Origin of the sequence: uncultured Bradyrhizobium sp., assembly GCF_936928535.1 — a bacterium.
Lineage (GTDB): Bacteria > Pseudomonadota > Alphaproteobacteria > Rhizobiales > Xanthobacteraceae > Bradyrhizobium.
Genome location: NZ_CAKZHY010000084.1, coordinates 1 through 20463 on the forward strand (window position 1 = coordinate 1; position 20463 = coordinate 20463).

A 20463-nucleotide genomic window follows, 5' to 3' on the forward strand; every position below is an offset into this window, starting at 1 on the left:
CGCAAGGCGACGCTGGCCGAATACGGCTTCCGCCTGCCCTCCTGCATGGACAACCGCCCGCTCCGCTTCGAGGAATGGGACATGATGCGGCCGCAGACGGTCGCGGTGTCGGCGACGCCGAGCGGCTGGGAGCTGAACGAGAGCGGCGGCGTGTTCGTCGAGCAGGTCATCCGCCCGACCGGCTTGATCGACCCCCCCGTCGACATTCGCCCGGCCCGCACCCAGGTCGACGATCTCGTCGGCGAGGTCCGCGCCACCGCGCAGGCCGGCTATCGCTCGCTGATCACAGTGCTGACCAAGCGCATGGCGGAGGACCTCACCGAATACCTGCATGAGCAGGGCATCCGCGTCCGCTACATGCACAGCGACATCGATACGATCGAGCGCATCGAGATCATCCGCGACTTGCGCTTGGGTGCCTTCGACGCGCTGGTCGGCATCAATTTGTTGCGCGAAGGCCTCGACATTCCCGAATGCGCGCTGGTCGCCATCCTCGATGCCGACAAGGAAGGCTTTTTGCGCAGCGAGACCTCGCTGATCCAGACCATCGGCCGCGCCGCGCGCAACGTCGACGGCAAAGTGATCCTCTATGCCGACCAGATGACGGGTTCGATGGAGCGCGCCATCGCCGAGACCAACCGCCGTCGCGAAAAGCAGGTAGAATACAACACCGCCAATGGCATCACACCGGAAAGCGTGAAGAAGCAGATCGGCGATATCCTCAACTCGGTCTATGAGCGCGATCACGTGCTGGTCGAGGTCGGCGGTCACGACATGACCGACGACGTCATCTCGATCGGCCATAATTTCGAGGCCGTGCTCGCCGATCTCGAAACGCGGATGCGCGAGGCCGCCGCCGATTTGAACTTCGAGGAAGCCGCCCGCCTGCGCGACGAGGTCAAGCGCCTGCGCGCCACCGAGCTCGCCGTGGTCGACGATCCCACCGCCAAGCAGCGCACTGTGGCGAGCAAAGCCGGCGCCTATGCCGGCACGAGGAAGTACGGCGACGCCGCGAATTTGCCGGTCAGCGCCATGAAGAACAAGAGCGCCGCAACCGCGCTCAAGGCCGGGAGCGGCAAGGGCTCACGCGTGCACAAGCCGCATCTCGACGAAATGCACGGCCCGGAATCCCTGCCCTACCGCGAGAGCTCGTCGCTGCCGTCAAAGCCGTTTGGCAGCACGAGCCGGATCATCCAGCCGACGGACTCGCGGCAGTCGGGCCCGAAGTTCGGGCCCGCGCCGAAGTCGACGGGCGGGGCGCCGGGACGGCGCGGTGGGTGGAAGAAGCGGTAGCCACCTCCATCGACGCAGGCCGATTGCCTCGCCTGCAAGCGGGGCGAGGCATATCGCTGACGATGTCGCGGCCGTGCGCGCCGCTACTCCCTGAAAGTAGTAGCGGCGGTTGGAGCCGTCATAGGCGCCTGACGTCATGCAGCAGGTTTTGAAACCTGCGTCCGGAGCCGCATGGGCACAGGTCGTTGCGGCCGAGCTTCTCGCTCAGCTCGACGTCGCCATGGACGAGGCGCGCGCCGCGTTTGACATGGGTTTCCGAGGGGAAAGAATTCCGCCGCTTACGCGTGACGCTGAAAGCCGGGGAGGTTTTCGAGATCGCGGGACTTGCGCATGACGCCCTCCATAGGTTGCAAGCACGGCAGATTGCCGCGGCGTCTCGCTATCACGATGCCACTTGCATGAAAAGAGCGCGGCAGGACTACAGCTTGCCCTGCCCGTTCACCTGGCTCTGCTGCTGTTGCTGCTGCCGGTCCTGTTCGTTGGCGCGATGACGCCCGTAGAGGCAGCCCGCGGCAGCGCCGAGCATGCCGTGATGCCCGGCATAATGACCGGCGACGCCGCCGACGATGGCGCCCTTGATGCAGCCCTTGGCGTTGGCGGCAGACGTCGCGCCGAGCATGAGCAGCGCGGCGGCAACAGTGAGAACGGGGGGTTTCATGAATGTCTCCTGCGATGTCAGCGTCTCAACGAACGAGAGCCGGCCGGGTTCCCGCGCTCGCCGCTTGGTAAGAGACGTCAGCCCCATGCGTGCGGCGTCAGAACGCCCGCCCGACTTCGGGCATGCCGCTGTCAGCGCAACCCGGCCTTGCAGGACGTGAACCGCCATGCGTTGAGGTGCGACCATTTGGGGAATACCCCTGTGTTTTTGCGGATTGATGGACCCGCGCGCCGCGCGATAGCGTTTACGATCCGTGGCCAATGAGGGCAGGAGCGGCATGGGCATCGAGTCGTTGAACAAGCAACGCGTGCTGCATCTGCTCGACGCTTTTGCACGCGGCGACATCGAAGCGGCGCTGTCGTGCTGCACCGACGATGTCGACTTCCTCACCCACGCCCCGATCGACGTGCTGCCGCATCTGGGCCCGCGCCACGGCAAGGCCGAGCTGCGCGAGCTCTGGCAGACGGTCTGGTCGCGCTATTCGGAAATCCGCTACAACGCGCCGCACGCCGTTGCCGAGCGCGACGAGGTCGCGATCTACCTGCGCGCCCATTTCAGGAAACGCAGCAACGACCGCATCATGCAGTTCGACATGGCGGTGTTCTTCAGCTTTCGGGGCGGACTGGTGGTGCAGATCCGCGAAATCATCGATTCCTACGATCTGGTGCAGCAGGTGCTGGAGCGGGAGATCGGGCCGTTGATCACGGGGGCGGCAGGGGAGTGAGGCGTCTCCCAGCGTCGTTCTGGCACAAGCCAGGGCCCATTGCCCCTGATGCCGATGTGGCGCGCGACTGCTGCCAGCCTGCCTAGTACCGAGGACGGTGGTTATGAGTCCTGGCTTTCGCCGGGACGACAGCGGGAATGAGGCGCGAGCATCCGCATCTCTGCCAGTCGTTGAGCCGGCCCGCGGCCAGGACCCCGGTAAGATTACGGGGTTCTATTGTAAATCTCACACTTTTCGCTCACTTGTGCATTGCAAAAACGTGATTTGAGTTTTTCCAGAAATCCCGTATTTGTTCGTACACAAATGAATTGAGCCCAGCCCCGGCGCCTTACTGTGCATGGGGTTGTTTTCCGTTTTTCTGCAAGCCAGCGTCAGGACGGCCCAAAATGACAGAGCACAGCCTCTGGCGTTTCTCGCGCGCGTTGCATCGCGCGATCAACGACCGGCATTTCGAGGATATCGAGGCCCTGATCGACGAGGACGTCGAATGGGCGATCTACGGGCCGATCGACATGTTTCCGTTCCTGGGCGCGCGCCAGGGCAAGGCGGCCGTGCTCCAGGTCATCCGCCAGCTCGCCGACAATTTCCGCGTCCGCCGTTTCGAGCGCGAGAGCATCATGCTGGGCGTCGATTCCGCGTCCTCGATGCTGCGCTATTCGCTCACGGCCCTGGATTCCGACAAGCCGATCAGCCTGCGCGTCGCGCAGTTCGCCCAGTTCAGGGCTGATAGGCTGATCAGCATGCGTGTGCTGGTCGACACCTTCGATCTGGTCGAGCAGGCACTCGGCCGCGCCATTCATCTGCCAAAGATGACCAGCGTCGGCTGAGGGGGACACCAACGGGCTCCGAGATTCGGGACCGGTCGATTGATGCTCCCGTGACGCGTGCTGGCCTCCAGCCCCGCCGGACGCCGTCATGGAGATGCTCGTCATCGGGCGCGCGCGATTTGCGCGCGGCCCGTTGGTTCGCCATTCTATTGGTTGACCATGATCTTTTCGGAAAACCGCTGCACACTTTTCCGGATCATGCTCTGGGTGGTACGGACGCCACAATTTTGCGACGATAGTTCCGCATTCTCTGCGCGAACTGGGCTTGCGGGCAAGGCGATGGAATTCACGACAGGTTTTGGCTGGACCCGGCTGCCGCTGGCGGCCGCGTTCATTTTCGGCTCGGTGTTGACGGCCGCAGCGCAGATCATTCCGCCTTTCTCTCCGCCCCCCGCCGCGACCACGCCTGACGACGACGAGGCCGAGGTCGCCGAGGCTCCCGACGTCAACGACGCCGACGTGCTCAAAGGCATCGACGTCGACAAGCTCGACTGGAGCCAGCTCGCGATCGACGCGGGCACGCTCAACGACCTCATCGCTGCCAAGAAGCGCGCGCAGGCGGCCGCCAATAACGGCATGAACTGGTCGTCCAACGCCAACGCCAACGGCTCCTCGGCCGTCACCGTGAAGCAGTCGGTGTCCTCGTTCTGGGACACCCGAATTGGCGCCGACATGACGGTGACGAAAGAGCCGACCACGATGTCGGAGCTGCTGGCGGAGAAGGCCGCCAATGGCGGCAACCTGCCGCAATCCTCCGGCAGCGCCTGGGCCACCGCGATCGCGCCGGGCGCAGGTCCGGTCTGGGACAAGACCGCAGTGGAAGCCCGGGTCGATCCCGGCAGCGAGCAGAGCAAGCTCGGGGCCGCGCTGACCAAATCGGTGCCGCTGTCGGGCGACACGTCGCTGACGCTGCAGAACGGCTACAGCGTCAACCAGCAGGGCACCACGGCGCTGCCCGGCGTCGGCGGCCACACCACCCGCAACTACGAGACCGACCAGTCCGCCAAGGTCACGATCACCGACACCGGCACCAGCATCTCGGCCGGGCAGACCATGTCGACCACGGACGACAAATGGCTGCGCAAGGTCGGGGCCGAGCAGAAGCTGTTCGACAATGTCACCGTCTCCGGCTCGGTCGGCGAAACCTCGCAAGGCGCGATCAACAAGAGCGTGACGGCCGGCTTCAAGAAGAGCTGGTGAGCGTTCTTCAGACTTCCCTAACCATACGCCACGGCAAAGCCCCCGAATGGTCCGCCCTTGCCGCATCTCGGCCCCGTTGCGGTCAAAATCCGACGCACAGATGCATCGGCCTGACACACATCGTCGTGCGGGGGACACTCGCGCTGCGCTCAACGCGAACAGGGGTAATAACGATGAACGCCATGCGTCCGGAAAAGACCGAGACCACCGAGACCGAGACGGTCGACAGCAATCTCGCCGCCGTCACCGAAGTCGAAGCCGGCATCCGCGATTTCGTCCGCAACGACATCGCCTATCTGCGCCGGCCGGCCACCGCCACGACCACGGATTCGCCGCCGCTCGACCCGAGCGCGGAAGCCACCGTCACCAACGTCAACTCGCTGATCCAGCGCGTCGCCGGCACCTCGCTCGCCGAGATCGAGAATCTGATCTCCGAGCTCGAGAGCCTGCGCGACTTGCTTCATGCCGAAGGCCAGCGCGTCCAGCGCGAGATCTCGGGCTACGCCCAGCTCAGCCAGGCCGCGATGAAGTCGACCCGCATGATCGCCGACAACGTTGCCCAGTGGAAGCGCGCCGCCGACGGCCTGCGCAACAGCTGATTGCAAGTACGTGACGCCATGAGCCGCCGCGTCCCGGAAGGGACGCGGCGGTTTTGATTCCTGGAGCGGCGTGATGGGCTCACGCTGTTTCCCCAGGACTGGTGTCATCACCCGCGAAAGCGGGTGATCCAGTATTCCAGAGACGGCAGTGATAGAGCCGAGAGGCCGCGGCGTACTGGATGCCCCGCCTTCGCGGGGCATGACAGCGGTGGCGTGGTTTGAACCCACCGCCCGTTCCCCCCGACCAATGCCAGGCGCCCGTGCCGCTGACGGCCGGGCCTTGGGGACATCTCAGATGGAAAGCATTCGGCCCGATACCACGGACCCGATACCGTTGCGGCCCGCGCCGAACCAGTTCGGGACCATCATGCTGCGCTTTGTCGGGCTGCTTGCGGTTGCGATCGCGATTTTGGCGCTCGTCTATAGCCGCTGAGAGCGGAGGCCGCCTCGCGGCCCCGCGAAGTTAACGAGACCTTAACGGCTCGCTTCGACCGTCGAGGCTTCCAGGGTGTAGGCGCCGTCGGCGTAACCCTTCACCACCATGCCGGCGATCAGCATCACGGCCAGCGTCGCGGTAGCGAAGATAAATCCGACCAATTTCAGTGCGCCGCGGTCTGCCATCGTTCTCGTCCCCTGTACTCTGCCCAGTTCGTTCAAATAGACAGCGACAGGTTCATAATTGGTTAGCAACTCGATGGTTCCGGTTAACCGCTTCGCAAGCACCGGCCCTCTCGGGAAGGCTTATGGCAGTCGCCCTGAATCGCGTCCATAGCGCGCGGGCAACACTCGCGGCCGTTTTAGTCGTTCATCCTGGAACTGGTCTAAGCGCGCTTCCGCATCGGCACGAAGGCACTGGCGGTGATGGAATAGACCTCCTCGCCGCGCTGGTTGGTGCCGGTGGTGCGGGCGGTCAGGATGCCCCAGCCCGGACGCGAGGCGGAGCTGCGCTTGTCGATGACGACGTTGGCATAGCTGATGGTGTCGCCGGCCAGCACGGGCCTGATCCAGCGCAGGTCGCGAAAGCCAGGTGACGGCCCCCACACCGCGACCTCCTCGCCGCGGCTTGCTGCTTCGCGCGCCAGGCGATGGCCGTCGGCGACAAGCAGGCTCATGCAGGCCGAGCCGACATGCCAGCCGGAGGCAGCGAGCCCGCCGAACAGCGAGTTCTTGCCCTCCTCCTCGTCGAGGTGAAAGCGCTGCGGATCGAACTTCGCAGCGAAAGTCTTGATGGACTCTGCGGTGAAATTGTAGGTGCCGATGTCGCGGCGATGGCCGATCTCGATCTCCTCGAAAAACCGCATCAGACCGCTCCCGCGCGCCGTTCGATCAAGATCGGCGAGGTCATCTCGGCCAGCGCTTCGCCCTTGGCGTTGCGCACCGTGCATTTGAACTTGACGATGCCGAGGTTCGGCCGGCTATTCGAGGCGCGCGCCTCCACCACGTCGACGTCGAGCATGAGGTCGTCACCCGGCCTGAGCGGCGAGAGCCAACGCACCTCGTCGACCCCAGGAGATCCCAGCGAGGCGGCGCGGGTAATAAAACCGTCGGCCATCATCCGCATCATGAGGGAGCAAAGGTGCCAGCCCGAGCCAGAAAGGCCGCGCAGCATGCTCTTGGCTGCCGCGTCCTCGTCCAGATGCATCGGCTGCGGGTCGAACTCGGCAGCAAACGCCAAGATCTCGTCGCGGGTGACATGGCGCGGACCGAACGTTCCATAGCGGCCGGGCGGGAAATCTTCGAAGGTCAGGGTCATCTCGAGAAAGCTTTGCGGGAAGGACAGATTGTGGCCGCACTTTGCGGCAATCTCAACCCGCCGGCCCGCATGGCTCATGCTACATTCGGCGAGTCGGCCTGCCTCATTGTCGTGACGGCGCGGCCGGGGGCACCATCTGCCCGGGGGAGAGAGATGTTTTCATTCAGCGATCTGTTTCAGTGGGACCGCTTCATCACGCCGACGATCATCAAGACGTTCTACTGGCTGGTGATCGGCGTGATCTGCCTGTTCGGACTCTCCGGAATCTTCGCCGGCCTCACCGCGATGGCGATCAGCCCGTTCGCGGGCTTCCTGGTCGTGCTGGAATCGATCGCGGGCGTGGTCGTCGGCGTCGTGTTCTCGCGCATCGCCGCGGAATTGATCCTGATCGTGTTCCGCATCAACGAGCATCTCGGCGCCATCAGGGATCAGGGCGGCGGGGTGCGGTGAGGCAGGTTACGCTTCGCTAACTGTAGAGTCGCTCTTCACCGCGTATTTACGCGCGGATGGCAGGCTCGGCGCGAGAGGCGCGGGGCGCCACAACGGTCGGGAGCGAACGTGCTGAAGATCGAGAACCCGGTGCTGCGGGCCGGCGCGCTGCTGTTCTTTGCCTGTTCGCGCGCCTGGCTGACGGTGCGGTACGGGCGCCGGCTCCAGCTCGGCCCCGGGATCGTGTTCAAGGGTCGGCTGGTACTCGGTCGCGGGGTCCGGGTGTCGATCGGTGCGAACTGCCGGATCGGCAAGCGCGTGCTCATCACCGGGCGCGGCCAGGTGACGATTGGCAAGGACACCTTGCTCAATGGCTGCTGGATCGGCTGCGCGCAGCAGGTCGACATCGGGTCGTCTTGCCTGATCAGCGACTGCGATATCGTCGACACGGACTTTCACAACCTTCCCCCGCGGCTTCGGCACGAGCCTGCGGTTGCTCGGGCCGTCGCGCCGGTGCGCATCGGGGACAATGTCTGGGTGGGGGCGCGCTCGATCGTGCTCAAGGGCGTGACGATCGGCGACCACTCGGTCGTGGGCGCCGGAGCGGTGGTACGTGAGGACGTCGCCCCGCGCGTGGTCGTCTCCGGGAATCCGGCTGAAGTCGTCAGGCAGTTTCGCGACGACGAATAGGCGCCGTGCTGCTGCGCTAGGTATTGAACCTGAAATGCATCACGTCGCCGTCGGCGACGACATATTCCTTGCCTTCGAGACGCAGCTTGCCGGCATCGCGGGCGCCGGCTTCGCCGCCGAGCGCGACGTAGTCGTCATACGCAATCGTCTCGGCGCGGATGAAGCCCTTTTCGAAATCGGTGTGGATCACGCCGGCCGCGCCCGGCGCCTTGGTGCCGCGATGGATGGTCCAGGCACGCGCTTCCTTCGGTCCCACCGTGAAATAGGTGATGAGCTCGAGCAGCCGGTAGCCGGCGCGGATCAGACGATCGAGACCTGCTTCTTCAAGACCCAGCGTCTCCAGGAATTCGGTACGCTCCTCACGCGAGATCGTCGCAATCTCGGATTCGATCTTTGCCGAGATGACGACGGCAACCGCGCCCTCCTTGGCCGCCTGCTCTTCGACCGCCTTGGAGAAGGCATTGCCGGTGGCAGCCGAGCCTTCCTCGACGTTGCAGACATAGAGGACCGGCTTTGACGACAGCAGGCCGAGCATCGAGAACGCCCGCTCCTCCTCGGCCTTGCGCTCGACGAGCCGCGCGGGCTTGCCCTCGCGCAGCAGCACCAGCGTGCGATTGACGAGGTCGAGCTGCTCCTTGGCGTCCTTGTCGTTGCCCTTGGCTTTCTTGGTCAGATTGTCGACGCGCTTCTCGAGGCTGTCGAGGTCGGCGAGCATCAGCTCGGTCTCGATGGTCTCGATGTCGGCAAGCGGCGCGATCTTGCCCTCGACATGGGTGATGTCGGAATCTTCAAAGCAGCGCACGACATGTACGATGGCGTCGACCTCGCGAATGTTGGCGAGGAACTGGTTGCCGAGACCTTCGCCCTTGGAAGCGCCGCGCACGAGGCCGGCGATGTCGACGAAGGTCAGCCGGGTCGGGATGATCTGCGCCGATTTGGCGATCGCCGCCAGCTTGTCGAGCCTGGGATCAGGCACCGCGACCTCACCGACGTTCGGCTCGATGGTGCAGAACGGATAGTTCGCAGCCTGCGCCGCGGCCGTCTCGGTCAGCGCGTTGAACAAGGTCGACTTGCCGACATTGGGCAATCCGACGATTCCGCATTTGAATCCCACGAGCCTATTCCTTGCCGTTCTCGTCCTTGGTCAAAAATCCCTTCGCCTGCATCGCAAGATGCACCCTGTTGGCGAAGGTCGCGTCCGTGCCCTTGACGATCAGCGCGGCATGCTCGGCCACCGCGTCGCAGAGCGTCGTCACCCAGTCGTTGTCGGACTTGGCGAAGTCCGACAGCACGTGGCCATGCACCAGCTCCTTGACGCCGGGATGGCCGATGCCGAGCCTGACACGGCGATACTCGTTGCCGATATGGGCCGAGATCGAGCGCAGGCCGTTATGGCCTGCGATACCGCCGCCGATCTTCACCCGCACCTTGCCCGGCGGCAGTTCGAGCTCGTCGTGAAACACCGTGGTGTCGCCCGGCGCAATCTTGAAGAAGCTCGCCGCTTCCTGAACGCTGCGGCCAGAGTCGTTCATGAAGGTCGTGGGCTTGAGCAGGATGACGCGCTCGGTGCCCAGCGTGCCTTCCGACGTCTCGCCCTGAAAACGACGGCGCCATGGTGCAAAACCATGACGCCGCGCAATCTCGTCGACGGCCATGAAGCCGATATTGTGCCGGTTACGTGCGTATTTCGCGCCGGGATTGCCGAGCCCAACAAAGAGTCGCATGACGCGGCGCGCCCCTCGGCCAGCACGCGATCGACAGACCGCGCGCCGGCGCCTTGAGAGATTACTTCTTCTTGTCGCCGCCGGCCGGAGCCTTGGCAGCAGCAGCCGGAGCAGCACCCGCAGCCGGAGCCGCCGCGCCAGCCGCCGGAGCAGCAGCGCCCGCAGCCGGAGCCGCGCCACCAGCAGCCGCCGCAGCCGCGGCCTTCTGCTCTTCGGCGTAGCCGGACGGCGGCACGATGGTGACGAGGGTCGCGTCCTCGCGGGTCAGCGCCTTGACGCCGGCCGGAAGCTTGATGTCCGCCAGATGCAGGGAGTGGCCGATTTCCAGCGCGCCGACGTCGGCCTCGATGTACTGCGGAATGCTCTCGACACCGCATTCGAGCTCGATCGCGTGGGCGACGATGTTGACGGTGCCGCCGCGCTTCACGCCGGGCGAACCTTCCGCCTTCACGACATGCAGCGGCACGCTGATGCGGATGGTGGCGCCTTCGCCGAGACGCATGAAGTCGACGTGGATCGGGAAGTCCTTGACCGGATCGAGGTGATAGTCGCGCGGGATCACGCGGTGCTTCTTGCCGTCGAGTTCGACGTCCACCAGCGTGGTCAGGAACCGGCCCGCGAGGATGCGCTGGCGCAGTTCACGATCGTCAACCGAGATCGGGAGCGGGGGCTGGTTGTTACCATAGATCACTCCGGGTACGCGCCCGGCGCGACGCTCAGCCCGGGCGGCCCCCTTGCCGCTCTTCGGACGTGCGGTCGCCTTCAATTCCTTGACGGTCGTCGCCATAGTCTAAGTCCTTGTTTTTGCAAAAGTTAATGGGCCGCAGCGCGGCCCATGGCATGGTTCACAGCAAGCCTCCAGGGGTGCGGGGGCCGTGAACGTGGCGGGCTTTTACCCGGAAGATGCGGAAATGACAAGGAGAATGGGCTGGCAGGCGGATACCAGATTGCCGTCATTCCAGGGCGGGCGCGACAGCGGCCGAACTACGATGATACGCATCGCCCCAGAATGACGCAGAAGAAAATTACCCGCCGAGCTTGGCCTCCAGCGCGGCGATGCGCGCCTTCAGGGCCTCGTTCTCCTCGCGGGCCAGGCGGGCCATGTCCTTGACCGCCTCGAACTCCTCGCGCTTGACCAAGTCCATGTCGCGCAGGAACTTCTCCGCCTGGGTCCGCATCACCGTGTCAAACTCGCGCTTGACGCCCTGGGCCGCTCCGGCGGCATCGTTCATCATGCGGCCGATCTCGTCGAAAAACCGGTTGGTGGTCTGGGTCATGTCGGTCTCCTGATCGGTCCTTGCACGAACGCGTGAAATGACAATGGCAATCCGCGCAGGCCTGTTCAAGGGCCGTGCGGCGGTATCCTTGTCATGTCCCGGTTTCCTTGCAATCGTATTCAACGTCCCTGCATAACCGGGAATCACAACGCGGAACGCAAGACATGATCGAGCAGCAGATCGCTATTCCCACCAAGGACGGCCACACCGCGACCTTCATCGTCCATCCCGAGCGCGGCGGACCATTCCCGGTCATCCTGTTCTACATGGACGCGCCGGCGATCCGCGAGGAGCTGCGCGACATGGCGCGCCGGCTCGCGACCTCAGGCTATTACGTGATGCTGCCGAACCTCTATTACCGCTCCGGCGTGATGGAGCTCGGCGCACTGCCGGCCGATCCGAATTCACCGGAGCGCAAGCGGATGTTCCAGCTCATGGCCTCGCTCAACATTCCCATGATCATGGACGACACGCGGGCGCTGCTTACCTATGCCGAGGGCCAGACGGCTGCGAACACCAAGATCATCGGTACGGTCGGCTACTGCATGAGCGGCCGCTACGCCGTCAACGCCGCCACGCATTTCCCTGACAGCGTCAAGGCCGCCGCCTCGATTTACGGAACGCATCTGGCGACCGACGAGGACAACAGCCCGCATCTCGCCGCCGGCAAGACCCGGGCCGAACTCTATTTCGCCTGCGCCGAGACCGACATCTATGCTCCGCCGGAGGTGATTGCCAAAGTGGCCGACCACATGAAGGGCGCAAAGGCCGAGGTCGAGATCTATCCCGGCACCCATCACGGCTTCGCCTTCCCCAAGCGTCCCGTCTATGACCGCGACGCCGCCGAGCGGCATTGGGAGCGCCTGCTGGCGCTCTATCGTCGCAATCTCGTCCAATCATAGCAGGCGCGATGCCCCTTCTGCTCATCGACTTTCCGACCTTCAACCCGATCGCAGTCGCGATCGGGCCGTTCGCGATCCGCTGGTACGCGCTCGGCTATATCTGCGGGATCACGTTCGGCTGGCTCTACGCACGCTCGCTGATCAAGAAAGACAGGCTGTGGGCCGGCGCGTCACCGATCAGCTTGACGCAGATCGATGATTTCATCTTGTGGGTGACACTCGGCATCATTGTCGGTGGCCGCACCGGTTACGTGCTGTTCTACAATCTGCCCTTCTTCATCGAGCATCCGGCTGCCATCTTCAAATTGTGGGAAGGCGGCATGTCCTTCCACGGCGGCTTTCTCGGCTGCGTCGTGGCCGTGATGTGGTTCGCCCGCAAGAACGGCATCTCGATCCTGTCGCTCGGCGACATCACCTGCGGCGTTGCGCCGATCGGGATCTTCCTGGTGCGACTGACCAACTTCATCAATGGCGAGCTGTGGGGGCGCGCAGCCGACCCCAGCCTGCCCTGGGCGATGATTTTCCCAACCGGCGGTGACGTGCCGCGCCACCCGAGCCAGCTTTACGAAGCCGGCATGGAGGGCCTTCTGCTGTTCATCGTGCTCGCGGTGATGATCCGCATGGGCGCCCTGAAGCGGCCGGGACTGATCCTCGGCAGCTTCATCCTGATCTACGGCCTGACCCGGATCATCGGCGAGCATTTCCGCGAACCGGACGTCCAGCTCGGCTACCTCTGGGGCGGGTTAACCATGGGCATGCTGTTGTCGATCCCGATGCTTATCGTCGGCGGCATACTTATTGTAATGGCTGTGCGGCGCGGTGCGCCGAAGCCCGCCGCGTCCATTCGTTAATTCATTTCGAGACAACAGCTCGTGACCGAACAGCCACTGCTCAACGAGATCAAGGCGCTGATCAAATCCTCAGGCCCGATGCCGGTCTGGCGATACATGGAGACGTGCCTGATGCATCCGCGCCACGGCTATTACGTCTCGCGCGATCCCCTGGGGCGTGAGGGCGACTTCACCACCGCGCCCGAAGTCAGCCAGATGTTCGGCGAGCTGCTGGGATTGTGGACCGCCTCGGTCTGGAAGCAGATGGGCTCGCCGCAGTCCCTGCGGCTGATCGAGCTCGGCCCCGGCCGCGGCACCATGATGGCGGACGCGCTGCGCTCGCTTCGCGTGCTGCCGCCGCTCTATCAGGGGCTCAGCATTCATCTGGTCGAGGTCAACCCGGTGCTACGCGAGCGGCAGGGTGCGACATTGTCGGGCGTGCGCAACAGCATCACCTGGCACGACAGCATCGACGACGTGCCGGAGGGACCGGCCATCATCCTCGCGAACGAATATTTCGACGTGCTGCCGATCCACCAGATGGTGAAGCGCGAGAGCGGCTGGCATGAGCGCGTGATCGAGATCGATCCCAACGGCAAGCTCCAGTTCGGCGCGGCATCCGAGCCGACGCCGCGCTTCGACGTGCTGCTGCCGCCTTTGGTGCGGGCAGCGCCAGTCGGTGCCGTGTTCGAGTGGCGGCCCGATACCGAGATCATGAAGCTCGCCACCCGTGTGCGCGACCAGGACGGCGCCGCCCTGATCATCGATTACGGCCATTTGCGCAGCGATGCCGGCGACACCTTCCAGGCCATCGCGCGCCACACCTTCACCGATCCGTTGAAGGCGCCGGGCCAAGCCGACGTCACCGCCCATGTCGACTTCCAGGCGCTCGCGCGGGCAGCCGAGGACGTCGGCGCGCGCGTGCACGGGCCGGTGACGCAAGGCGATTTCCTCAAGCGGGTCGGCATCGACACCCGCGCGGCCGCGCTGATCCAGAAGGCGACGCCTGAAGTCGCCACCGACATTTCCGTGGCGCTGAAGCGGCTCACCGATACCGGGCGCAGCGGTATGGGATCGATGTTCAAGGTGCTCGGCATCTCCGAGCCAAGATTGACGGGCCTCGCCGGCCTCAGCGATCTCGAACAGGCCGGAGGCAATTGATGACCCTGACTTCGTCACTGCTGTCGGCGGTGCCGGGCCTGCGCCACTCCTTCTTCACGCGCGAGGGCGGCGTCTCCAGCGGCATCTATTCCGCGCTGAACGGTGGCCTCGGCTCCAACGACGATCAGGCCCTTGTCGCCGAGAACCGCCGCCGCATGGCCGAGCATGTCGGCGTCGCCGCCGACCGCTTCCTCAGCCTGCATCAGATCCACTCGCCCGACGTGCGCGTTGCGGATAGCGCATGGCCGAGCGGGCCACGACCGAAGGGCGATGCGATGGTCACCAAGACGCCGGGCATCGCGCTCGGCGTGTCCACTGCCGATTGCGGGCCGGTGCTGTTCGTCGATCCCAACGCACGCGTCATCGGCGGCGCTCATGCCGGCTGGAAAGGGGCGCTGACGGGCGTGCTGGAATCCACTGTTGCGGCGATGGAGAAGCTCGGTGCCACCCGCAGCGGCATCATCGCCGCGATCGGGCCCTTGATCCGGCAGGACAGCTACGAGGTCGGCAACGAATTCGTCGCGCGCTTCATCGACGCCGACGCCGAGAATGCGATGTTCTTCATTCCATCGGTCCGCGAGGGCCACGCGATGTTCGACCTCGCTGGCTTCATCCGCAAGCGCCTGGAAGCCGCCGGGATTCTGATGATCGACGACCTTGGTCTCGACACTTATTCCGACGAACGCTTCTTCAGCTATCGCCGCTCGGTGCATCGCAAGGAGCCGGATTACGGCCGGCACATTCACGCGATCGCGCTGGAAGGGTGAACGGACGGGCAACACACCGTGTCATTCCGGGGCTCGCGCAGCGAGAACCCGGAATCTCGAGATTCTCAGGTGTGCGAGTGCGTTGCGCATCGCCCCGGAATGACGGTGCGCTGTGGCCGCCCTGCCCTAGACCTTAATCGATTTTAACGATATCGCTGCCCTCAATGAGGGAAGCGTCATCTTTTCCGCGCCGTGCAGGCTCGCGCGTGCTGGCGGTCATGCTGCTGGCGGCAGCGACCGCGCTGGCCGGCTGCGCCGGCGGCAACGCGCCCGCCAATTCCTATGCGATGGCGACGCCGAGCGCGGGCTCCGGGGCGACGGTCGCCTTCGAATCCATCGATGGACCGCCGCCGCAGGTGTTCGATCGCATGGTCGGCGTGCTGGACAGCGAATCGAAGCTGCGCAGCCTCTCGACCGTCTCCCGGGAGGGGACGGCTGCCTATCGCGTGCGCAGCTACCTCTCCGCCCAGGTGGTGCGCGGCAAGACCGTGATCGCCTGGGTCTGGGACGTTTACGACGCCAATCAGCAGCGGGCGCTACGCCTCTCCGGCGAGGAACCGACGGCAGTCAAAGGCGGCCGGGATCCCTGGCAGGCGGCCGACGACCTCGTGCTGCGGAGGATCGCCCAGGCCGGATTCAGTGGACTTTCCAATATGATCAACGGGACGCCGGATGCACCGGGCTCGGTTCCGGGCCTGCGCGGCCCGGCGGTCGCAAGCGTGGCGCCCGGGGCTCCGGCGGCGGACCTGCCGGCCACGGCGCTCGGCTACGCCCAGCAATAACCACCGCGAAACCACGGGCCCAAGTACTGGCCAAGCCGTTGGCCCGACTCAGGATTTTCAGAGGGAAAACGTAGCATCCCGGGTTGCCATTGCAGCCTCTCGCCTGATATTTCCTCGCCCGTCGTAACCGTGCTGCCAGTGGGTATTCTGTGATGTTGAACGTCGTATCCAGCAAAGCGCGGGAGGAAGCGTCCATGTCGGCCAAGAACGGCTCCATCAAGCTTGTCGCCGGCAACTCCAATCCCGCCCTCGCACAAGCGATCGCGCAGGGCCTGGACCTGCCGCTGACCAAGGCAGTCGTACGGCGCTTCGCCGACATGGAAATCTTCGTCGAGATCCAGGAGAACGTCCGCGGCTCGGATGCCTTCATCATCCAGTCGACCTCGTTCCCGGCGAACGACCATCTGATGGAATTGCTCATCATCACCGACGCGCTCCGCCGCTCTTCAGCGCGCCGTATCACCGCGGTGCTGCCCTATTTCGGCTACGCCCGGCAGGATCGCAAATCCGGCTCGCGCACGCCGATCTCGGCCAAGCTCGTCGCCAATTTGATCACGCAGGCCGGCGTCGACCGCGTCATGACGCTCGATCTGCACGCCGGCCAGATCCAGGGCTTCTTCGACATTCCGACCGACAATCTCTACGCGGCGCCGCTGATGGTGCGCGACATCAAGGAGAAGTTCGATCTCTCCAAAGTGATGGTGATCTCGCCCGACGTCGGCGGCGTGGCCCGTGCCCGCGGCCTTGCCAAGCGCATCAACACCCCGCTCGCGATCGTCGACAAGCGGCGTGAGCGTCCCGGCGAGTCCGAGGTCATGAACGTGATCGGCGACGTCTCCGGCCACACCTGTATCCTGATCGACGACATCGTCGATTCCGGCGGCACGCTGGTGAACGCGGCCGATGCGCTGATCGCCAAGGGTGCCAAGGACGTCTACGCCTACATCACCCACGGCGTGCTCTCCGGCGGCGCGGCGGCCCGTATCGCCGGCTCGAAGCTGAAAGAGCTCGTCATCACCGACTCGATCCTGCCGACCGACGCGGTGACCAAGGCGCCGAACATCCGCACGCTGCCGATCGCCAGCCTGATCTCCGACGCGATCGCGCGCACTGCCGCGGAAGAGTCGGTCTCCAGCCTGTTCGACTAGGCTTTCGATCCCGGAAGGTCTCGTAGGGTGGGTAAAGGCGCAACGCGCCGTGTCCACCATCTCGCATTTGTCGAACACAGAACGTGGGCACGCTTCGCTTTGCCCACCCTACGGCACCTCGTGCTGCGGCGCGCCTCGCCGCCCCCGCCTGTTGTTGCCGGCAGCCGCCCATGACATCATCATGACCTTGAGTCATCGCTGCCTGGATACCTGATGCCCCGCCGGAAATTCGCTTGGGAAAAGCTGTCGGATGACGAGTTGCTCCAGCAGCGCCTCTCCAGCCTGAGGGTGACGGTCGAAGGCACCTGGCTTGAGGATTGTGTCGCCACACTGAACGAAGAGCTCGAGGAGCGCGGCATCCGGCTGCGGCCGCACACCTGGATCTCGAGCGAGTGGTTCAGTCCGGGAGATGTGCCAGGGATCGCCATCCCCTTCTATCTCGCCCATCCGCGCCTGATGAAGCTCGAGAAGAAGATGATGTTCGACGTCGAGGGCGGGACCTGGCGCGAGTGCATGGGCATTTTGCGCCACGAGGCGGGCCATGCCATCCAGCACGGCTTCCAGTTGCAGCGGCGCCGGCGCTGGCAGCAATTGTTCGGGCCATCGTCGAGACACTATCCCCGCTATTACCGACCCAATCCAGCGAGCCGCCGCTACGTCCAGCACCTGCGGCTGTGGTACGCGCAGAGCCATCCGGACGAAGATTTCGCCGAGACCTTTGCGGTGTGGCTGCGGCCGCGCTCGAACTGGCGGACGCGATATGCCGGCTGGCCGGCGCTCAAGAAGCTTGAATATGTCGACGAGCTGATGGGCGAGATCGCGGGCAAGCGGCCGCTGATCACGACGCGCGAGCGCGTCGATCCCCTGAGCAAGCTCGGCCAGACGCTCGAGGACCACTACAAGAAGAAGCAGGCGTTCTACGCCTTCACGCCGCCGAAGACCTACGACCGCGACCTCTCGCGGCTGTTTTCCACCGATCCACGACATCATCGCTCCCAGCCCGCTTCGAGCCTGATCAGGCGGCACCGCGCCCAGATCAGGCAGCTGGTCGCGCGATGGACCGGTGAGAACCAGCTCACGCTCGATGCCGTGCTCGACGACATGATCTCCCGCTGCCGCGAGCTCGATTTGCGCGCGGTGGGATCCGAACAGAAGCTCGTTCTCGATTTCACTGTCCTCGTGACCGCCAAGACGATGCACGCCCTGTTTGGCCCGTCTCGGCGCAAATGGATCGCGCTATGAGACGACTCCGTATTCTCGTGCTGATGCATCCGGACTTCATGCCTCCGGACTCGACCGACGGATACACGCCGCAGGAGATTAACAACTGGAAAACCGAATACGACGTCGTCAGCACCTTGCGCGCGGCCAAGCATGAGGTTCGCGTCCTCGGCGCGCAGGAGGAAATCAGGCCGGTGCGCGAAGCGATCGAGCAGTTCAAGCCGCATGTGGTGTTCACGCTGCTGGAGGAATTCCACAACAACGTCGCTTACGACCAGCACATCGCCAGCTATCTCGAGCTGATGAAGGTCCCTTATACCGGCTGCAATCCGCGCGGCCTGATCCTGGCGCGTGGCAAGGATTTGTCCAAGACGCTGGTACATTACCGCCGCATCGCAGCTCCCGCCTTCGCCGTCTTCCCGATGCGCCGCAAGGTGAAACGGCCAAAACATCTTGCGCTGCCGCTGATCGTCAAGGCCCTCAACATGGATGGTTCGTTCGGCATCTCGCAGGCTTCGATCGTCGATACCGACGAGAAGCTGGCGGAACGGGTCGCCTTCATCCACGAGCGGGTGGAGACCGCCGCGATTGCCGAGCAGTTCATCGAGGGGCGCGAACTCTATGTCGGTGTGCTCGGCAACAACCGGCTGCGCGTGCTGCCGATCTGGGAACTGAAATTCGGCAGCATGGGCGGGCGCAGCTCGCGCCACATCGCCACCGAAAAGGCCAAGCACGACACCGACTATCAGGAGCGCCTTGGCATCGTCGACGGACCGGCGAACGACCTTGCGCCCGAAGTCACCGCGCGCATCCAGCGCGCCGCGAAACGCATCTATCGGGCGCTCGGCCTCGACGGCTACGCGCGCATCGATTTCCGTCTCGCCGCCGACGGTACGCCTTATTTCATCGAGGCCAACCCCAACCCCGAAATCGCCAAGAGCCAGGAATTCGCCACGGCGGCCCAGCACGATGGGCTGAAGTACGGGGATCTGCTCCATCGCATCCTGGCGCTCGGGATCAGCCGCGCCAAGGCGGGTGTGTCGCTGGGCTGAGCTCGGACGACTTGCACAGCTCTCGTAGGGTGGGCAAAGGCGCAAAGCGCCGTGCCCACGTTCTTTCCCTACCGATAAAATTGGTGGGCACGCTTCGCTTTGCCCACCCTACGAGAGTCAGCTAACCCGCCTCGGCCTTCGCGCTCACCACTTCCGCAAACGACTTGAAGAACTCTCCCGCGAGCTTTGTCGCGGTCGAGTTGATCAGCCGCGCGCCGAGTTGCGCGAGCTTGCCGCCGATCTGGGCGTCGACATCGTAGTGCAGCACCGTGACCCCGGCGCTCTCGGACTCCAGCCGCACCAGTGCGCCGCCCTTGGCAAAACCGGCGACACCGCCGGAGCCTTCGCCAGAGATGCGATAGGCGTTGGGCGGATCGAGATCGGACAGCGTCACCTTGCCGCTGAACGTCGCCTTCACCGGGCCGACCTTGAACACCACGGTCGCAGTCATCTCGTTCGGCGCTGTCACGTCGAGCGACTGGCAGCCGGGGATGCATTGCTTCAGCACAGCGGGATCGTTCAGCGCCGCCCACACCTGCTCGCGTGAGGCCGGAATGCGCTGGCTGTCGTTCATCTGCATGGTCGATTACTCTCTGCTTGCGGTCTGATTGGAAGCGCGCTGGCCGCGCCGCCGTTCCCTGGTGATCTCGGCGAGGATCGACATCGCGATCTCCTCCGGCGTGATGGCGCCGAGATCGATCCCCGCGGGGGCCTTGAAATCATCGATCGCAGCGGCGCTGACACCTTCTGCAAGGAGTTTTGCGCGCAGCGAGGCCATCTTGCGACGGCTGCCGACGAAGGCGTGATAACAGGCCTTGGTCGCGATCGCCGCGCGCAGGGCAGCCTCGTCGCCCTTGCCCTGGGTCGAGACCACGACGAAGCGCTTGGCCTCGTTGAGCTCACCGAACTGGTAGCCGTCGATGATCGCATCGGCATCCGGCGACACCGCAAGCTCGGCAGCGGGGGCGGCGAGCGTGACGTGATAGCCGAGCACGCGTGCCTGCGCCGCCAGCGACAGCGCCACCGGGCTTGCACCGAGGATGACCAGCGAGGGATGCGGCAGCACCGGCTCGACGAAAATGTCCATCGTGCCCTTGCTCGGGCACATGTTGCTGGCGAAGCGGATGCCGTCGCGGCTCTCGCCCGCGCTGACGCCGAGCTCGGCGAGCAGATTCTCCGGCTGCACCGACACCATGCGCGGCTCGCCATCGGCGAGCGCCTCGCGCGCCGCTTTCAGCACGGCGCCCTTGGCGCAGCCACCGCCGATCCAACCCGCGACGATGGTGCCGTCGGCCGCGATGATCGCCTTGGCGCCAGCCTTCGCCGCGGTCACCGACACCGTCCGCACCACCGTCGCGAGGACGAAGGCACGCTCGGCGGCCTTCATTTGCGCGACGAGTTCAAGCACTTCGACATGAGCGGTCAT

The 20463-nt window shown here is 64.7% G+C and carries 27 protein-coding genes; 16 read left to right on the plus strand and 11 right to left on the minus strand.

The window, feature by feature from the left end:
- On the plus strand, window positions 1–1293 hold a 1293-nt coding region (locus tag Q0687_RS13290; RefSeq protein ID WP_298877266.1), incomplete at its 5' end, for a helicase-related protein.
- Between the two features lie 118 nt (window positions 1294–1411).
- On the opposite strand, the gene Q0687_RS35820 is transcribed toward Q0687_RS13290, so the two are convergent.
- Both Q0687_RS35820 and Q0687_RS13300 read right to left on the minus strand, forming a co-directional pair.
- Window positions 1412–1657 (minus strand): SEC-C metal-binding domain-containing protein, encoded by a 246-nt coding sequence (locus Q0687_RS35820; RefSeq protein ID WP_363323948.1) that lies wholly within the window; start codon window positions 1655–1657, stop codon window positions 1412–1414.
- A gap of 54 nt (window positions 1658–1711) precedes the next feature.
- The gene (locus Q0687_RS13300; RefSeq protein ID WP_298877268.1) at window positions 1712–1951 is read right to left on the minus strand and encodes a hypothetical protein; all 240 of its coding nucleotides are present in this window, start codon (window positions 1949–1951) and stop codon (window positions 1712–1714) included.
- A 277-nt stretch (window positions 1952–2228) separates the two neighbouring features.
- Between Q0687_RS13300 and Q0687_RS13305 the strand changes: the two genes are divergently transcribed.
- The 5 genes from Q0687_RS13305 to Q0687_RS13325 all read left to right on the plus strand — a co-directional run bounded on the left by Q0687_RS13305 (window position 2229) and on the right by Q0687_RS13325 (window position 5734).
- On the plus strand, window positions 2229–2675 hold the full coding sequence (locus Q0687_RS13305; protein WP_298877270.1) for a nuclear transport factor 2 family protein: 447 nt from the start codon (window positions 2229–2231) through the stop codon (window positions 2673–2675).
- 386 nt (window positions 2676–3061) lie between these two features.
- A complete protein-coding gene (locus tag Q0687_RS13310; protein ID WP_298877271.1) occupies window positions 3062–3502 on the plus strand; it encodes a nuclear transport factor 2 family protein in 441 nt (146 codons plus the stop codon).
- Between the two features lie 279 nt (window positions 3503–3781).
- Window positions 3782–4702, plus strand: coding sequence for a hypothetical protein (locus tag Q0687_RS13315; protein ID WP_298877274.1), 921 nt, complete (start codon window positions 3782–3784; stop codon window positions 4700–4702).
- 173 nt (window positions 4703–4875) lie between these two features.
- Entirely contained in the window at window positions 4876–5301 is a 426-nt protein-coding gene (locus Q0687_RS13320) for a hypothetical protein (RefSeq protein WP_128960839.1), read from the plus strand.
- Window positions 5302–5596: 295 nt separating this feature from the next.
- Complete coding sequence (locus tag Q0687_RS13325; RefSeq protein ID WP_194464364.1) at window positions 5597–5734, plus strand: hypothetical protein; 138 nt, start codon at window positions 5597–5599, stop codon at window positions 5732–5734.
- A 41-nt stretch (window positions 5735–5775) separates the two neighbouring features.
- Here the strand turns inward: Q0687_RS13325 and Q0687_RS13330 are convergent, their stop codons facing one another.
- The 3 genes from Q0687_RS13330 to Q0687_RS13340 all read right to left on the minus strand — a co-directional run bounded on the left by Q0687_RS13330 (window position 5776) and on the right by Q0687_RS13340 (window position 7054).
- Window positions 5776–5922 (minus strand): hypothetical protein, encoded by a 147-nt coding sequence (locus tag Q0687_RS13330; RefSeq protein WP_200512972.1) that lies wholly within the window; start codon window positions 5920–5922, stop codon window positions 5776–5778.
- A 200-nt stretch (window positions 5923–6122) separates the two neighbouring features.
- Entirely contained in the window at window positions 6123–6602 is a 480-nt protein-coding gene (locus Q0687_RS13335; protein WP_298877290.1) for a MaoC family dehydratase, read from the minus strand.
- A complete protein-coding gene (locus Q0687_RS13340; protein ID WP_298877347.1) occupies window positions 6602–7054 on the minus strand; it encodes a MaoC family dehydratase in 453 nt (150 codons plus the stop codon). The genes Q0687_RS13335 and Q0687_RS13340 overlap by 1 nt, the downstream gene beginning before the upstream one ends.
- 153 nt (window positions 7055–7207) lie before the next feature.
- Here Q0687_RS13340 and Q0687_RS13345 point away from each other — a divergent pair, with 153 nt between their 5' ends.
- Entirely contained in the window at window positions 7208–7504 is a 297-nt protein-coding gene (locus Q0687_RS13345) for a DUF4282 domain-containing protein (protein ID WP_027534247.1), read from the plus strand.
- Between the two features lie 108 nt (window positions 7505–7612).
- Complete coding sequence (locus tag Q0687_RS13350; RefSeq protein ID WP_298877294.1) at window positions 7613–8173, plus strand: acyltransferase; 561 nt, start codon at window positions 7613–7615, stop codon at window positions 8171–8173.
- 16 nt (window positions 8174–8189) lie between these two features.
- On the opposite strand, the gene ychF is transcribed toward Q0687_RS13350, so the two are convergent.
- From ychF to Q0687_RS13370, 4 genes are all read right to left on the minus strand, one after another.
- Entirely contained in the window at window positions 8190–9287 is a 1098-nt protein-coding gene (gene ychF / locus Q0687_RS13355; RefSeq protein WP_298877297.1) for a redox-regulated ATPase YchF, read from the minus strand.
- A 4-nt stretch (window positions 9288–9291) separates the two neighbouring features.
- Window positions 9292–9897, minus strand: coding sequence for an aminoacyl-tRNA hydrolase (gene pth, locus Q0687_RS13360; protein WP_298877300.1), 606 nt, complete (start codon window positions 9895–9897; stop codon window positions 9292–9294).
- Window positions 9898–9958: 61 nt separating this feature from the next.
- Entirely contained in the window at window positions 9959–10684 is a 726-nt protein-coding gene (locus Q0687_RS13365) for a 50S ribosomal protein L25/general stress protein Ctc (RefSeq protein WP_298877302.1), read from the minus strand.
- A 238-nt stretch (window positions 10685–10922) separates the two neighbouring features.
- Window positions 10923–11174 (minus strand): accessory factor UbiK family protein, encoded by a 252-nt coding sequence (locus Q0687_RS13370; protein WP_027534243.1) that lies wholly within the window; start codon window positions 11172–11174, stop codon window positions 10923–10925.
- Between the two features lie 164 nt (window positions 11175–11338).
- Here Q0687_RS13370 and Q0687_RS13375 point away from each other — a divergent pair, with 164 nt between their 5' ends.
- The 8 genes from Q0687_RS13375 (at window position 11339) to Q0687_RS13410 (ending at window position 19037) form a co-directional block, all read left to right on the plus strand.
- The gene (locus tag Q0687_RS13375; protein WP_298877305.1) at window positions 11339–12076 is read left to right on the plus strand and encodes a dienelactone hydrolase family protein; all 738 of its coding nucleotides are present in this window, start codon (window positions 11339–11341) and stop codon (window positions 12074–12076) included.
- Between the two features lie 8 nt (window positions 12077–12084).
- Window positions 12085–12927: a prolipoprotein diacylglyceryl transferase gene (gene lgt, locus Q0687_RS13380; RefSeq protein ID WP_298877308.1), complete on the plus strand. Its 843-nt coding sequence runs from the start codon at window positions 12085–12087 to the stop codon at window positions 12925–12927.
- Window positions 12928–12948: 21 nt separating this feature from the next.
- On the plus strand, window positions 12949–14067 hold the full coding sequence (locus Q0687_RS13385) for an SAM-dependent methyltransferase (protein ID WP_298877309.1): 1119 nt from the start codon (window positions 12949–12951) through the stop codon (window positions 14065–14067).
- Window positions 14067–14834: a peptidoglycan editing factor PgeF gene (gene pgeF / locus Q0687_RS13390; protein WP_298877311.1), complete on the plus strand. Its 768-nt coding sequence runs from the start codon at window positions 14067–14069 to the stop codon at window positions 14832–14834. Before Q0687_RS13385 ends, pgeF begins: the two co-directional genes overlap by 1 nt.
- Window positions 14835–14998: 164 nt before the next feature.
- Entirely contained in the window at window positions 14999–15616 is a 618-nt protein-coding gene (locus Q0687_RS13395) for a hypothetical protein (RefSeq protein WP_298877313.1), read from the plus strand.
- Window positions 15617–15810: 194 nt separating this feature from the next.
- Entirely contained in the window at window positions 15811–16764 is a 954-nt protein-coding gene (locus Q0687_RS13400) for a ribose-phosphate pyrophosphokinase (RefSeq protein WP_298877314.1), read from the plus strand.
- Window positions 16765–16977: 213 nt separating this feature from the next.
- Window positions 16978–18006, plus strand: coding sequence for a putative zinc-binding metallopeptidase (locus Q0687_RS13405; protein WP_298877316.1), 1029 nt, complete (start codon window positions 16978–16980; stop codon window positions 18004–18006).
- Window positions 18003–19037 carry an ATP-grasp domain-containing protein gene (locus Q0687_RS13410; RefSeq protein WP_298877318.1) on the plus strand — a complete coding sequence of 345 codons (1035 nt, stop codon included), beginning with the start codon at window positions 18003–18005 and terminating at the stop codon, window positions 19035–19037. The genes Q0687_RS13405 and Q0687_RS13410 overlap by 4 nt, the downstream gene beginning before the upstream one ends.
- 121 nt (window positions 19038–19158) lie before the next feature.
- On the opposite strand, the gene Q0687_RS13415 is transcribed toward Q0687_RS13410, so the two are convergent.
- On the minus strand, window positions 19159–19617 hold the full coding sequence (locus Q0687_RS13415; protein WP_298877320.1) for a carbon monoxide dehydrogenase subunit G: 459 nt from the start codon (window positions 19615–19617) through the stop codon (window positions 19159–19161).
- Between the two features lie 6 nt (window positions 19618–19623).
- Window positions 19624–20463 carry an XdhC/CoxI family protein gene (locus tag Q0687_RS13420; protein ID WP_298877321.1) on the minus strand — a complete coding sequence of 280 codons (840 nt, stop codon included), beginning with the start codon at window positions 20461–20463 and terminating at the stop codon, window positions 19624–19626.

Excerpts from the sequence above, each read along its gene's own strand:
- Q0687_RS13340 (WP_298877347.1), bottom strand. The coding sequence starts at position 7,054 with ATGACCCTGACCTTCGAAGATTTCCCGCCCGGCCGCTATGGAACGTTC.
- Q0687_RS13345 (WP_027534247.1), top strand. The coding sequence starts at position 7,208 with ATGTTTTCATTCAGCGATCTGTTTCAGTGGGACCGCTTCATCACGCCG.
- lgt (WP_298877308.1), top strand. The coding sequence starts at position 12,085 with ATGCCCCTTCTGCTCATCGACTTTCCGACCTTCAACCCGATCGCAGTC.
- Q0687_RS13300 (WP_298877268.1), bottom strand. The coding sequence starts at position 1,951 with ATGAAACCCCCCGTTCTCACTGTTGCCGCCGCGCTGCTCATGCTCGGC.
- Q0687_RS13405 (WP_298877316.1), top strand. The coding sequence starts at position 16,978 with ATGCCCCGCCGGAAATTCGCTTGGGAAAAGCTGTCGGATGACGAGTTG.
- Q0687_RS13330 (WP_200512972.1), bottom strand. The coding sequence starts at position 5,922 with ATGGCAGACCGCGGCGCACTGAAATTGGTCGGATTTATCTTCGCTACC.
- Q0687_RS13375 (WP_298877305.1), top strand. The coding sequence starts at position 11,339 with ATGATCGAGCAGCAGATCGCTATTCCCACCAAGGACGGCCACACCGCG.
- Q0687_RS13310 (WP_298877271.1), top strand. The coding sequence starts at position 3,062 with ATGACAGAGCACAGCCTCTGGCGTTTCTCGCGCGCGTTGCATCGCGCG.
- Q0687_RS13335 (WP_298877290.1), bottom strand. The coding sequence starts at position 6,602 with ATGCGGTTTTTCGAGGAGATCGAGATCGGCCATCGCCGCGACATCGGC.
- pgeF (WP_298877311.1), top strand. The coding sequence starts at position 14,067 with ATGACCCTGACTTCGTCACTGCTGTCGGCGGTGCCGGGCCTGCGCCAC.
- Q0687_RS13415 (WP_298877320.1), bottom strand. The coding sequence starts at position 19,617 with ATGCAGATGAACGACAGCCAGCGCATTCCGGCCTCACGCGAGCAGGTG.
- Q0687_RS13315 (WP_298877274.1), top strand. The coding sequence starts at position 3,782 with ATGGAATTCACGACAGGTTTTGGCTGGACCCGGCTGCCGCTGGCGGCC.
- Q0687_RS13320 (WP_128960839.1), top strand. The coding sequence starts at position 4,876 with ATGAACGCCATGCGTCCGGAAAAGACCGAGACCACCGAGACCGAGACG.
- Q0687_RS13305 (WP_298877270.1), top strand. The coding sequence starts at position 2,229 with ATGGGCATCGAGTCGTTGAACAAGCAACGCGTGCTGCATCTGCTCGAC.
- Q0687_RS13395 (WP_298877313.1), top strand. The coding sequence starts at position 14,999 with ATGAGGGAAGCGTCATCTTTTCCGCGCCGTGCAGGCTCGCGCGTGCTG.
- Q0687_RS13420 (WP_298877321.1), bottom strand. The coding sequence starts at position 20,463 with ATGACCGCTCATGTCGAAGTGCTTGAACTCGTCGCGCAAATGAAGGCC.
- pth (WP_298877300.1), bottom strand. The coding sequence starts at position 9,897 with ATGCGACTCTTTGTTGGGCTCGGCAATCCCGGCGCGAAATACGCACGT.
- Q0687_RS13410 (WP_298877318.1), top strand. The coding sequence starts at position 18,003 with ATGAGACGACTCCGTATTCTCGTGCTGATGCATCCGGACTTCATGCCT.
- Q0687_RS13370 (WP_027534243.1), bottom strand. The coding sequence starts at position 11,174 with ATGACCCAGACCACCAACCGGTTTTTCGACGAGATCGGCCGCATGATG.
- Q0687_RS13365 (WP_298877302.1), bottom strand. The coding sequence starts at position 10,684 with ATGGCGACGACCGTCAAGGAATTGAAGGCGACCGCACGTCCGAAGAGC.
- Q0687_RS13325 (WP_194464364.1), top strand. The coding sequence starts at position 5,597 with ATGGAAAGCATTCGGCCCGATACCACGGACCCGATACCGTTGCGGCCC.
- Q0687_RS13400 (WP_298877314.1), top strand. The coding sequence starts at position 15,811 with ATGTCGGCCAAGAACGGCTCCATCAAGCTTGTCGCCGGCAACTCCAAT.